This window comes from Primorskyibacter flagellatus, from assembly GCF_014638275.1.
Lineage (GTDB): Bacteria > Pseudomonadota > Alphaproteobacteria > Rhodobacterales > Rhodobacteraceae > Pseudooceanicola > Pseudooceanicola flagellatus_A.
Map to the genome: position 1 here is coordinate 254181 of NZ_BMFJ01000002.1, position 12728 is coordinate 266908.

The 12728-nt window shown below is 65.8% G+C and carries 13 protein-coding genes; 5 read left to right on the plus strand and 8 right to left on the minus strand.

The features are described from left to right. Window positions 1-181: 181 nt before the first annotated feature. On the minus strand, window positions 182-739 hold the full coding sequence (locus tag IEV87_RS15470) for a 5-formyltetrahydrofolate cyclo-ligase (RefSeq protein ID WP_188478731.1): 558 nt from the start codon (window positions 737-739) through the stop codon (window positions 182-184). After that, a complete protein-coding gene (mgtE, locus tag IEV87_RS15475) occupies window positions 736-2199 on the minus strand; it encodes a magnesium transporter (RefSeq protein WP_188478732.1) in 1464 nt (487 codons plus the stop codon). Before mgtE ends, IEV87_RS15470 begins: the two co-directional genes overlap by 4 nt. Before the next feature lie 131 nt (window positions 2200-2330). Between mgtE and guaD the strand changes: the two genes are divergently transcribed. Then, entirely contained in the window at window positions 2331-3620 is a 1290-nt protein-coding gene (guaD, locus tag IEV87_RS15480) for a guanine deaminase (RefSeq protein ID WP_188478733.1), read from the plus strand. A gap of 89 nt (window positions 3621-3709) precedes the next feature. Here guaD and IEV87_RS15485 read toward each other — a convergent pair whose 3' ends face one another. The 3 genes from IEV87_RS15485 to IEV87_RS15495 all read right to left on the minus strand — a co-directional run bounded on the left by IEV87_RS15485 (window position 3710) and on the right by IEV87_RS15495 (window position 6299). Beyond that, entirely contained in the window at window positions 3710-5047 is a 1338-nt protein-coding gene (locus tag IEV87_RS15485; RefSeq protein WP_188478734.1) for an 8-oxoguanine deaminase, read from the minus strand. A 7-nt stretch (window positions 5048-5054) separates the two neighbouring features. Then, window positions 5055-5843: an inositol monophosphatase family protein gene (locus IEV87_RS15490; RefSeq protein ID WP_188478735.1), complete on the minus strand. Its 789-nt coding sequence runs from the start codon at window positions 5841-5843 to the stop codon at window positions 5055-5057. 90 nt (window positions 5844-5933) lie between these two features. Beyond that, window positions 5934-6299, minus strand: a complete 366-nt coding sequence (locus IEV87_RS15495; RefSeq protein WP_188478736.1) for a helix-turn-helix domain-containing protein — start codon at window positions 6297-6299, stop codon at window positions 5934-5936. Between the two features lie 307 nt (window positions 6300-6606). Between IEV87_RS15495 and IEV87_RS15500 the strand changes: the two genes are divergently transcribed. Continuing rightward, window positions 6607-7566 (plus strand): NADPH:quinone oxidoreductase family protein, encoded by a 960-nt coding sequence (locus IEV87_RS15500; protein ID WP_188478737.1) that lies wholly within the window; start codon window positions 6607-6609, stop codon window positions 7564-7566. Here IEV87_RS15500 and IEV87_RS15505 read toward each other — a convergent pair. After that, entirely contained in the window at window positions 7556-8455 is a 900-nt protein-coding gene (locus IEV87_RS15505) for a LysR family transcriptional regulator (RefSeq protein WP_188478738.1), read from the minus strand. The genes IEV87_RS15500 and IEV87_RS15505 overlap by 11 nt on opposite strands. Window positions 8456-8580: 125 nt before the next feature. Here IEV87_RS15505 and IEV87_RS15510 point away from each other — a divergent pair, with 125 nt between their 5' ends. The 3 genes from IEV87_RS15510 to IEV87_RS15520 all read left to right on the plus strand — a co-directional run bounded on the left by IEV87_RS15510 (window position 8581) and on the right by IEV87_RS15520 (window position 11717). After that, the gene (locus IEV87_RS15510; protein WP_188478739.1) at window positions 8581-8793 is read left to right on the plus strand and encodes a DUF1127 domain-containing protein; all 213 of its coding nucleotides are present in this window, start codon (window positions 8581-8583) and stop codon (window positions 8791-8793) included. Window positions 8794-8903: 110 nt separating this feature from the next. Continuing rightward, window positions 8904-9674, plus strand: coding sequence for a Bax inhibitor-1/YccA family protein (locus tag IEV87_RS15515; RefSeq protein WP_188478740.1), 771 nt, complete (start codon window positions 8904-8906; stop codon window positions 9672-9674). A 183-nt stretch (window positions 9675-9857) separates the two neighbouring features. Next, the gene (locus tag IEV87_RS15520) at window positions 9858-11717 is read left to right on the plus strand and encodes a PhoX family protein (protein WP_188478741.1); all 1860 of its coding nucleotides are present in this window, start codon (window positions 9858-9860) and stop codon (window positions 11715-11717) included. A 95-nt stretch (window positions 11718-11812) separates the two neighbouring features. Here the strand turns inward: IEV87_RS15520 and IEV87_RS15525 are convergent, their stop codons facing one another. Both IEV87_RS15525 and rpmG read right to left on the minus strand, forming a co-directional pair. Next, window positions 11813-12364 (minus strand): GNAT family N-acetyltransferase, encoded by a 552-nt coding sequence (locus tag IEV87_RS15525; RefSeq protein WP_188478742.1) that lies wholly within the window; start codon window positions 12362-12364, stop codon window positions 11813-11815. 105 nt (window positions 12365-12469) lie between these two features. Next, entirely contained in the window at window positions 12470-12637 is a 168-nt protein-coding gene (rpmG, locus tag IEV87_RS15530) for a 50S ribosomal protein L33 (protein WP_007799108.1), read from the minus strand. Window positions 12638-12728: the final 91 nt, after the last annotated feature.

Consider the following 12728-nt stretch of genomic DNA (forward strand, 5'->3'; position numbering starts at 1 on the left):
CCCCCGGACCGGGGGAGGGAGAGGGAGTCGCTCCCAGTGAAGAAACTCGGTGAAGAAAGCTGTGCTTGCCCCAGAAAATACGGCCGCTCGAATGCAACAGTGGAGCCCGCTCAAAACGAGGCTCCGCTCTCGCCGTACCGCACCCTCTCTCCCCCGAGGGAGAGGGTCAGGGTGAGGGGGATCAGCGCGCCACCTCCAAGACCCCACGCTCCGTCACCACCATGTCGAGCGGCTGATCCGTCGCTTCGAGGGGCAACCGCTCGGCCTCCTGCGCCGCATAGGCAAATCCGACCGCCAGCACCGCCCCCCGGGAGCGCAGCCCGGCAAGCGTCCGATCATAGAACCCGCCACCATACCCTAGCCGCCCCCCGTGCCGGTCGAAGGCCACCAACGGAACGATCACGATTTCCGGCACCATCGGCACATGCAACGCCGGGACCTGCGCCCCGAACGGCCCCTCGGCCATCGCCATGTCCGGCTCCCACTGCGCGAAGACCAGCGGCTCACCCGCCGCCACAATCACCGGCACACCGACAATGCCATGCGCTGCCGCCTCTGCCATCGCGGGCAGTGGGTCGATCTCCGACCGGATCGGCATGTAGCCTGCCACCGGAACGCCACGATATCCCGCCAGCAGCTCCGACAGCGCCCCGCAGGCCCGACCGTCCTGCGCCTGATGCGCCGCCTTCCGACGGGCGAAGGCCGCCTTCCGCGCCGCTGCCTTGGCCGCCTCGTTCACAACAGGATCACTCCGGCCAGGCCGAGGAAAGCGAAGAAGCCGACGATGTCCGTCACCGTCGTCACGAAGGCGCCTGAGGCCAGCGCCGGATCGACCCCGACCCGTTCCAGCGCCACCGGGATCATCGTCCCCGCCAGCCCCGCCACGACGAGGTTGATGACCATCGCCGCCGCGATCACGTAGCCAAGCGCCGGAGAGCCGAACCAGATCAGCCCGACAATCCCCATCACCACCGCAAAGATCACCCCGTTTATCAGCCCGACGAGGCATTCGCGCCGGATCACCCGCCAGACGTTTGCGCCGGTAAGGTCCTTGGTCGCGATGGATCGCACCGCCACCGTCAGCGACTGCGTGCCCGCGTTCCCGCCCATGGAGGCCACGATCGGCATCAGCACCGCCAGCGCAACGAACTGGGCGATCGTCGCCTCGAACTGCGCGATGACGAGCGAGGCGAGGATCGCCGTCACGAGGTTCACCGCCAGCCACGGAAACCGCCGCTTGGTCGTGTCGATCACCCGGTCGGTGAGCGAGCTTTCCTCGCTCACCCCGGCGAGGCGCAGGATGTCCTCGTCGTGTTCCTCGTCCAGCACGATCATCGCGTCGTCGATCGTGATCACCCCGACCAGCCGGTCCTCCGCATCGACCACCGGGGCCGAGATCAGGTGATACTGGTTGAACGCATAGGCCACATCGCCCTCGTCCTCCGTCGCCTCGAAGGTGCGGAAGCCGGGTTCGGTGATGTCGGACAGAAGAGTGGCACGGCGCGAGGCCATCAGCTTGCCCAGCATCACATGCGCCACCGGATGCATTCGCGGGTCGGTCAGGATGACATGATAGAACTGTTCCGGGAGGTCCTCCCGTTCACGCATGTAATCGATGGCCTGCCCGACGTTCCAGTCCTCCGGCACCGCCACGACCTCGCGCTGCATCAGACGGCCGGCGGATTCCTCCGGATAGGCCAGCGCCTGCGCCACCGCCGCCCGTTCGCTGTCGGGCAGCGCGTCGAGGATCGCCTCCTGCTGCGGCTCGTCCAGGTATTCGACAAGGTCCACGACGTCGTCGGAATCGAGCTCCCGCACCGCCTCTGCCAGCACGTCCGGCTTGAGGACAGAGATGACCTCCTCCCGGATCGACTCGCCCAGTTCCGACAGGATCTCCCCGTCGAATTCCTTGTCATAAAGCAGGATCAGCCGCCGCCGGTCATAGGCGTTGATCTGTTCCAGCATGTCGGCGATGTCGGCCGCGTGCAGCGGCTCCATCAGCTCGACCAGCTTCTCCCGGTCGTCGGTATCGACCGCGTAGAGGATCGCGGTAATGGTCCGCCGGTCCAGCGAATAGCCGTCCTCTTCCAGACCGTCCTCGTCGGGGCCGTCTTCCTTCGGCGCGGCGTCCCCGTCCTCCGCGTCAGCGTCGGCGGCGAGGGTCTGGTCGGTCTTCTTCACCTCGTCGTCGTCGCTCATCCGGGCCTCCTGACTGTCCTGCCCCTCATAGAGGACAATCCGCGCGAAAAACAATGGCGGAGGTCGCAGTCCTGCCCCGTTTACGCCCGCCCGCCCAGAGGCTACGCTGCGCCGCGGAACCGGAGACCCCAATGCCCGACCCCACCCTTCTGACCGGCCGCGTCCTGCGCACCCTCGCCTCGCCCTTCGACACCCCGCCGGAAGAGGCGCTGCGCATCGAAACCGACTGGGGCCTGATCGTCGAACGCGGTCAAATCTCCGCCATCGGTCCCGCCGCCGACCTGCGCCGCGACTGGCCGGGCACGACGGAAATCGTCTACGGGTCGGACCTGATCTGTCCGGGCTTCGTGGACGCCCATGTCCACTACCCGCAGACCGCCATCATCGCGTCATGGGGCAAGCGGCTGATCGACTGGCTCAACAGCTACACCTTCCCCGAGGAGATGCGCTTTGCCGATCCCGCCTATGCGGCCGAGGTTGCGGCGCGCTACCTCGACCTGACTGCCGCCCATGGCACCACCACCGTCTGTTCCTTCTGCACGATCCACCCCGCCTCCGTCGATGCGCTGATGGCAGAGGCACAGCGGCGCGGCCAACGCATCGTCGCCGGCAAGACCTGCATGGACCGCAACGCGCCCGACGGTCTGCAGGACACCGCGCAATCGGGCTATGACGACAGCAAGGCGCTGCTCGAGACATGGCACGGTGTCGACCGCCTAAGTTATGCAATCACACCGCGCTTTTCGCCTACCTCGACGCCCGACCAGATGGCGGCCATGGGCGCGCTCTGGGCCGAACACCCGGACTGCCTGATGCAGACGCACCTGTCCGAACAGACGGACGAGATCGCCTGGGTCAGATCGCTGTACCCGCAGGCCCGCGACTACCTCGACACCTACGAACGCCATGGCCTGCTTGGACCGAACGGGCTGTACGGCCACGCGATCCACCTCGAACAGCGCGAACGCGACCGGCTTCGGGCAACCGGCGCGGCACTGGTGCATTGCCCGACCTCCAACACCTTCATCGGGTCCGGTCTGTTCGACATGGCCGGCCTGATGGCCGAGGGGCAGCGTATCGGGCTGGCCACCGATACCGGCGGCGGGTCTTCCTTTTCGATGCTGCGGACGATGGCGGCGGCTTACGAGATCGGGCAGCTGCGCGGTACGCCCCTGCACGCGGCGCAACTGATCTGGCTGGCCACCGCCGGATCGGCCGGAGCGCTGAGGATGGGTGACCGGATCGGATCGCTGACGCAGGGGGCCGAGGCGGATCTGGTCGTGCTCGACCTCGCCTCGACAGCGGCGATTGCGCAGCGGGTGGCGCGGGCCGAGGACGCCTGGGAGGAACTGTTCGCGACGATCATGATGGGTGACGACCGCGCGGTCCGGGCAACGTGGATCAGCGGGCGGGTCGTGTGATTGCCTTGCGGGGTTGGAAATCGGCTGTTCCGGCTCATTTGGTTTTATGATTGCTGTCGCAGCGCTGGCGGGCTGAAGCCCCGCATCGGTCACCCTTCCGCCAACCCCCTGGCCATCCGCCGCGCTTCTTCGACCACAACCGGCAGGTCCACCGTCACCACGACCCCGTCCCGCACCACCTGCGCGCCCTCGACAAACAGGTCGCGCACCCGTCCCGGCCCCGCCAGCAACAGCGCCGCCGGATCCCACGATCCCGCGCTTTCGACCCCTGATACGTCCCAGACGGCCACGTCGCCACGCGCGCCGATCTCGATCCGTCCGCAGTCCGCCCGGCCCAGCACATCCGCCCCGCCACGCGTCGCGATCTCCAGCGCCTCCCGCGCGGACATGGCATCGGCGCCCCGCGCGACCCGTTGCAACAGCATGGCCTGCCGCGCTTCGCCGATCAGCGAACCCATGTCGTTCGACGCCGACCCGTCGACGCCCAAACCCACATTCACCCCGGCATCCCGCATCGCCCGCACCGGCGCGATCCCCGAGCCGAGCCGGCAGTTGGAACACGGGCAATGCGCAACCCCCGTCCGCGACGCGGCAAACAGATCGATCTCCGCCCCGTCAAGCTTCACGCAATGCGCGTGCCACACGTCCGGCCCGGTCCAGCCGAGCTCCTCCGCATACTGCCCCGGACGACAGCCGAACTGCGCCAGCGAATAGGCGATGTCCTCGTCGTTCTCGGCCAGATGCGTGTGCATCATCACACCCTTGTCCCGCGCCAGCAGCGCCGCGTCCCGCATCAGCCCGCGTGAGACCGAAAACGGAGAGCACGGCGCCACGCCAACCCGCACCATCGCCCCCACGGAGGGGTCGTGGAAAGCGTCGATCACCCGGATGCAGTCCTCCAGAATGGCCCGCTCGTTTTCCACCAGCGCATCCGGGGGCAGCCCGCCCGCGCTTTCCCCGATGCTCATCGCGCCCCGCGTCGGATGGAACCGCATGCCGATGTCGAGCGCCGCGTGAACCGTATCATCCAGCCGCGCCCCGTTCGGGTAGAGGTAAAGATGGTCCGAGGTCAGCGTGCACCCCGTCATCGCGAGCTCTGCCAGCCCGACCAGCGCGGAGACCCGCATTTCCTCCGGTCCGAAGCGGCTCCAGATCGGGTAGAGCGTCTTCAGCCAGCCGAACAGCAGCGCATCCTGCCCGCCCGGCACAGCCTTGGTGAGCGTCTGGTAGAGATGGTGATGCGTGTTCACCAGCCCCGGCGTGACCACGCAGCCATGGGCCAGCACAACTTCTCCGTCGCTCCGCAGTCCCTTCCCGATCTCGGTGATCGCGCCGTCCTCGATCCGGATGTCGGCGCCCTGCAATTCCCGCCGGTCGTCGTCCATCGTCAGGACGTGGTCGGCGCCGCGGATCAGGACATCGGACATGGGGACCTCAGGCGTAGGGTTTCAGCAGTTCCAGGGCCCGAGCGTGGAGGGTTTCGTTCGCCGCCGCAACGGCCTTCCCGCCCATGTGGACCGGTCCGCCGCTCCAGTCCGTGACGATGCCGCCCGCGGCGGCAATGACGGCCATGGGCCCCTGAATGTCGTAAGCGTTCAGCCCGGCCTCAATCACCAGATCGGCCTGGCCGAGCGCGACGAGAGCATAGCCGTAGCAGTCCATTCCGTAGCGAACCAGCCGCACCCGGTCCGCCACCGCGCCGAACCCCTGCCGGTCCCGCTCCGCCCCCACTTCCGGAAAGGTGGTGAACAGCTTGGCCTCTGCCAGCGATGTGACCGTACTGGTCTGCAACGTGGCCTCGCCAAGCGGCCCGCGCACGCTGGCCGCGCCGAACCCGCCCGCGAACCGCTCGCCGATATAGGGCTGGTCGATGATCCCGTAGACCGGCCCCGTGTCATCCGACACCGCCACCAGAACCCCCCAGGTCGGCGTGCCCGAGATGAAGCCGCGCGTGCCGTCGATCGGATCCAGCACCCAGGTCAGCCCGCTGGTGCCCGCGATCGCGCCAAGCTCTTCCCCCAGGACCCCGTCCTCGGGCCGCCGCCGCGCCAGAACGGCCCGCATCGCCGCTTCGCCCGCGCGGTCGGCCACCGTGACCGGATCGAAGCCTCCCGACAGCTTGTTCTCGGCTGCCAGCCCCCGCACCCGGAAATACGGCAGGATCGCTGCGCGTGCCGCATCGGCCATCTCATGCGCCGTGTCGATGATATCCTGCCGGTCCATTCCGCCCTCCGTTTTCCGTCCCAATGGCTGACGGGCAGGCAAAAGAAAAGGGCGCCGAAGCGCCCCGTCCGTTTCTGCCGCCGTCAACCCTCAGGCGACGTCGCTCAGCACCCGCGCCAGTTCGAACAGGCGCCGCCGCTGCGCTTCCGGGATTGCGTAGTAGGAGCGCACCAGATCCAGCGCCTCCTTGTCGCCGAGGATGTCGGCCGGGATTTTGCTCGCCGGTTTCGGGTCTTCCTCGTCCAGCCCTTCGAAGAAGAAACTGACCGGCACTTCCAGCGCATCCGCAATATCCCAGAGCCGGGACGCGCTGACGCGGTTCGCGCCTGTCTCGTACTTCTGAATTTGCTGAAATTTAATACCAACGCTTTCGGCAAGCTGTTGCTGAGTCATTCCGACCAGCCACCGGCGATGGCGGATGCGTTTTCCCACATGTACATCAACGGGGTGCGTCATCGCACGGCTCCTTATACTTCAAAACGCGGGCGAGATACCGGACCGCCGCCAATGACAAACCACTCTATCAACGGTTGCAAACCCCTTCCCTGCCTCCCTAGAAGGGTTACAGGAGACTACCATTTTCAGACCTTCACGCAAGCAATTTGCCTTTTGCCCGCAATGTTTGACGTTAGGTCAAAAATCGCACGACATACATGTATGTCAACAATCAATACGTTTCGAATGAATTGAACGCGGCCGGGAACCTTGCTCAAATTTCAGTCATGCGAGTAACGTCAGACCGAATCACCCGAGGCAAATTCGATTGCGCATATTTTCCGTAACCAGCCACGATCTTCCGCCGAAGCTCACGACCGCACCCGATTGTACACCCGGAAGAGGAGAAATCCTTGTCCGGAATCGGGCCTGTGGGCTGAATTTCGCCGACCTGCTCATGATGCGCGGAAAATACCAGGACACGCCCGCCCTGCCCTTCACGCTCGGAATGGAGGTCGCAGGCGTGGTCGAGGCGCTTGGCCCCGGCACCGGTGGTCCGCCGCCGGGCACACGCGTGGCGGTCTTCGGCGGCTCCGGCGGGCTGGCCGATCTTGGCACCTACCCGGCGGACCGCACCGTGCCCCTGCCGGACGCGGTCGACGACATCAGCGCCGCCGCGCTCCAGATCGCCTATGGAACCAGCCATGTCGCACTGGACCACAAGGCGCGCCTGCAACCCGGTGAGACGCTTGTCGTTCTCGGCGCGGCGGGCGGCGTCGGTCTGACCGCGGTGGAACTGGGGCATCTCATGGGGGCGACCGTCGTCGCCATCGCCCGCGGCACGGAGAAGCTCGAAGTTGCCCGCGCCGCCGGGGCCGACCACCTGATCGATGCGGAGGACCCGGACATCCGCGGCCGCATCAAGGCACTTGGCGGGGCCGACGTGGTCTATGACGCGGTTGGCGGGGACCTGTTCCGCGCCGCCTTCCGCGCGATGAAGCCCGAAGGACGGATCCTCGTCATCGGCCATGCTTCGGGTGACGTGCCGCAGGTCCCGGCCAACCACCTGCTGGTCAAGAATATCGATCTGCTCGGCTTCTACTGGGGGGGATACATGTCGTTCCGGCCGAAGGTCGTGACGGACAGCCTCGCCACCCTGCTCCAGTGGGCCGCCGAAGGCCGGATCAAACCGCATGTCAGCCAAGTCCTGCCGCTGGAGCGTGCGCAGGAGGGGCTGGATCTGCTCAAGTCCCGCGCCTCCACCGGCAAGGTCGTTATCACGCTCTGACGCGGGCGACCTCGCGCAGGGCGGGCCGTGCCAGAGACTCGCCGCCCGTGTAATGCGCCCGGAGCATCGCGGTGAGCCGGTCCAGAACCTGCCCGGCGCCGCGATCCTGCGAATACATGCAGATCTTCTGCATGCCGAGCGTCGGGAGTTCGCCATTGTGCTCGATCCGCGCCAGTTGCGGCGGCTCCGTCCCCTCGATCATGGCACAGACCGCGAGATCGGCAGAGATCGTCGCCTCCACCGTCCGGTCCTGTTCCGTCTCCACCGCGCTTTCCCAGTCGATCCCCGCCTCCTCCAGCGCCCGGATGACGGACGCGCGGAAGATGCAGGTCTTGGCCGAGGCGTAGCGCAGCGGCCGCTGACGCCATGCGGTCCCGCCCGGCGCGCCGATCCACGCCATCGGCCGGGTGTCCAGCACCTCCGCCTCCGCATCCGGATTCGCCTCCGTGGTCAGGATCACGTCGACCTGTCCGCGCGCGAAATCGGCCTTCAGCTTTGACGTGTAGGCCGACACCAGCTGCACCTTCATCCGGGGGAATTCCGTGTTGAAGCGATGCAGCACCCGCGGGATCACAGGATAAACGATGTCATGCGGCACGCCTATCACCACCTCGCCCTCGAACACCTCGGACGTCAGGCGCGACATGGCCTCGTCGTTCATGTCGATGATGCGCCGGGCGTAGCCAAGCAGCTGCTCTCCGGTCGGGGTCAGCGCGATCTTGCGGTTGGAGCGGTCAAGCAGCACGACGTCCAGCATGTCCTCCAGCCGCTTGAGCTGCATGGAGACGGCCGATTGCGTGAAGTTCAGCACGCCCGCGGCCCGCGTCACTCCGCCATGATCGGCGACGGCGACAAAGCTGCGCAGGGCGGTCATGTCGAGATTTCTCATCCATCAATCTCCGTGATGATTGCGCTCAGAAACATTCATTTCCAATGTTGAACACACTCCTCCATATACATCAACATAAATCATCAACACGGGTCAACGCATCACTGAATCGAAAGGCTACCCCAATGACCACCCTGTCCCGCACCCCCGCCCTCACCGCCATCCGCCCCCTGTCCCTGATCGGAGCGGCGTTCTCGCTTCTCGCCCTCAGCCGGTCGCGCCAGGCGCTTGCGGATCTGGACGCGCGCGCGCTGGAGGACATCGGCCTGACCCATCACGACGCCCGCCGCGAAGCCTCGCGCCCGGTCTGGGATGTCCCGACCAACTGGCTGAAGTGATTTTCTGCACCCTCCGGCTGCCGCGGCATCTTGAAATAAAGCCCCGCCTTCCCGATATTGGACGCGAGACCCCCGATTTCCGGGGATGAGTTCAACTATCGGAGGCTTGAATGGCTGAATTCAACACGATGCGCGCGGCGGCCGGCACACGCACCGCAGCCATCGACGAAGGGCTCCGCGCCCACATGAACAAGGTCTACGGGACGATGTCCGTAGGCATGCTGATCACCTTTGCCGCAGCCTGGGCGCTGTCCGGGCTGGCGGTGTCCGACGTGCCCACGGGCTACCAGATCGGAACGGACAAGTACCTGACCGACCTCGGTGTCGCGCTCTACGCCTCGCCGCTGAAGTGGGTCATCATGTTCGCCCCCCTCGCCTTCGTGTTTGGCTTCTCGGCGATGATCAACCGGATGTCCGCAGCCACCGCGCAGACCGTCTTCTACGCCTTCGCGGCCGTCATGGGCCTGTCCATCAGCTCCATCTTCCTGGTCTTCGCGGGCCAGTCGATCGTGCAGGTGTTCCTGGTCACCGCCATCGCCTTCGCGGGCCTGTCGCTGTACGGCTACGTGACCAAGAAGGACCTGTCGGGCATGGGCTCCTTCCTGATCATGGGCGTGATCGGCCTGATCGTCGCCTCGATCATCAACATCTTCGTGGCTTCGTCCGCTCTGCAGTTCGCCATCACGATCATCGGCGTGCTGATCTTCGCCGGCCTGACCGCGTATGACACGCAGAACATCAAGAACACCTATGTGCAGCACGCGCATTCCGGTGACAGCGAGTGGCTGGGCAAGGCTGCCATCATGGGCGCCCTGAACCTTTATCTCGACTTCATCAACATGTTCATGTTCCTGCTGCAGCTCATGGGCAACCGCGAATAACCGCAGTCGCATGACCCGATCAGGGGCCGGTCCGCAGGAACCGGCCCTTTTTCGTTCCGCCTCCTTGCAGGCGAATTGTCGCGCACGTCACGCAATCATCGCCCCGGCGTTACAATCGCCGGTTAACCGGACCGGAGGGGTTCCCCCACCACATCCACCCAGCATGACGAGCAAGGTTTGGCCATGACACATCACGACCCGAAGGATCTTTCCTGGGACGACTTCGACGAACTCCGCGACCCGCGCCCCGCAGCCAGTGACTTCGACGCCGTGGTGAACCGCGCGCTCGACCGCCGCGGGTTCCTCGCCGGTGTCCTGGCCTTCGGATCGGGCGCCGCCGCCATGGGCACCGGCCTGTTTTCCGCCACCTCCGCCCGCGCCCAGGCCGCAGCGTTCGATTTCGAACCGATCGGCATCGCCACCGACCACTCCATACAGGTCCCCTCAGGCCACTCCTGGAAAACTCTGGTCCGCTTCGGCGATCCGCTCTTCTCCGAAGCCGCGGATGCCTATTCCAACGAAACCGCCGTGCCCGCAGCGATGTCCGACAAGGTCTTCGGCGAAAACACCGACGGAATGGAGTTCTTCGAAATCGACGGCAAGACCGTCATCACCGTGAACTCCGAATACGCCAACCCCGAAATCAACCTGCCCGCCGCCAACGAAGGCACGCCTAAAAACGCGGATGAGGTGATGCTGCTCAAGAACATCCAGGGCGTCACCATCATGGAAGTCGCGGACACCGGCAACGGCTATGAGGTCGTCGTCGACAGCCCGTTCAACCGCCGCATCACGCACGAAACCCAGATGACCATGGACGGCCCCGCCGCCGGGTCCGCTCTGGTCAGGACAAATGCCGACCCTGAGGGCATGTCGCCCAAGGGCACGATGAACAACTGCGGGTCGGGCAAGACGCTCTGGGGCACCTACCTGACCTGCGAGGAAAACTTCAACGGCTACTTCGGTACCACGACCGAGAAGGAGCCGACGGACGGCGAGAAGCGTTACGGCATCGGCGGGCAGAGCCGCTACGCCTACGAGGTCTATGACGAGCGCTTCGATATCTCCAAGGAACCGAACGAACCGCACCGTCATGGCTGGGTGACGGAGATCGACCCCTCCGACGCGTCCTCCGTTCCGGTCAAGCACACCGCCCTCGGCCGCTTCAAGCACGAGAACGCGGAGATGGTGCAGGCCGCCGATGGCCGCATCGTGGTTTACATGGGCGACGACGAACGCGGGGAATTCATCTACCGCTATGTCTCCAACGCCACCTGGGCCGCCGGTCAGCCGACCGAGGGCCTGCTGTCCGAAGGCACGCTCTACGTTGCGAAGTTCAACGACGACATGACCGGGGAATGGCTGGCCCTGACGCCCGAAACCACCGGCATGTCGCTTGAAGACCTGCTGGTCTTCTCCCGCCTCGCCGGGTCGAAGGTCGGCGCGACGACGATGGACCGCCCGGAATGGATCGCCGCCAACCCGATGAAGGTGGAGGCCTACTGCGCCCTCACCAACAACTCCAAACGCGGCGGCGACAAGATGCCGACCAACGCCGCCAACCCGCGCGAGACCAACAACTACGGTCAGATCGTGCGCTGGCGGCCCGAGGGTGAGGATCACGCGGCGGATACCTTCACCTGGGACCTCTACGTCATGGCAGGCAATCCGAAGGTCTATCAGAACGAATACGCCGGGTCGCCGAACGTGACCGAGGGCAACATGTTCAACTCTCCGGACGGCATGGCTTTCGACAGCAAGGGCATGCTTTGGATCCAGACCGACGGCGAGGATTCCAACGAGGGTGAGTTCGAGGGTCAGGGTAACAACCAGATGCTCGTCGGCAACCCCGAGACGGGCGAGATCGCGCGCTTCCTGACCGCGCCGAAGGGCGCAGAGGTCACGGGTCTCTGCTGGTCCGGGGACGGCAAGGTCGCCTTCGTCGGCATCCAGCACCCCGGCGGCAGTTGGCCCGACGGCGCGGGCCTGCCCCGGTCGTCGATCATCGCCGTCTGGCGGGATGACGGTCAGGCAATCGGCTGAACCGCATATTGGCCGACGCGCAGGGTGGGGATTTTCCCCACCCTTTTCGCTTCGGGGACGCCGGACTGAAGCCCGGCACCACGAGGCACCCCAACCTATGCCACGCGGCGCATCTGCACCGCCGGGAACAGAACCCCCGTGGGCAACCGCACCTCGATCTGGCCGAGGGAGCCGAACCCGTGCGCCGCATAGAACCCTTCTGCCGTCAGCGTGCTCTGACACCGCAGGTCGGTGACCCCCGCCGCCGACGCCGACCCCAGGATCCGCCGCATCAGCAGCGACCCGACCCCGGTGCGCACCACCGAAGGATCGACCGCCACATGCCGGATGTGCCCGACCCCGGCCCGCCCCGGCGCGCCATGCGGCGACACGTCGGTCCAGCCACCGGCCGCCAGCACTCGGTCGTCGCGTTCGGCAAGGAAATAGGTGCCGCAGCTGAGCAGGCTCGGCCGGGCGGAGGAGATCAGCGGCAGCGCCTCGCGCAGCAGTTCCGGATCGTAATCCGCCGCCAGCAGCGCCCGGTAGGACCGGGCCAGCATACGCGACACGCCCTCCGTATCGGCGGGCATCGCGGGCCGGATGACAATGTCGCAAAGCCCGGCACCGGGGGGCGGAGGCGTGGAACGGGAAGGGGATAGATCGGGCATCGGAGTCGTCCTGTCTCGGGAAGGAGGGGGAGAGAGGGCGGCCCGGAAATGAGGAAGGCCGCGCTCTGCGGCGCGGCCTTCATGTCGTTGGAAGGGTCTGTGATCTTACTTGATCTTGCCTTCTTTGTACTCGACATGCTTCCGCACCACGGGATCGTACTTTCGTACGGTCATCTTCTCGGTCATGGTGCGTGCGTTCTTCTTGGTCACGTAGAAATGGCCCGTGCCCGCGGTCGAGTTCAGACGGATCTTGATGGTCGTCGGCTTCGCCATTGTCTTGTCTCCTGCACCGGACGCGCTCCGCGCCCGCGAAATCTCATGAAGCCTGCCTTTTACCCATAGCCCCGACCGAGTCAACCGCGAA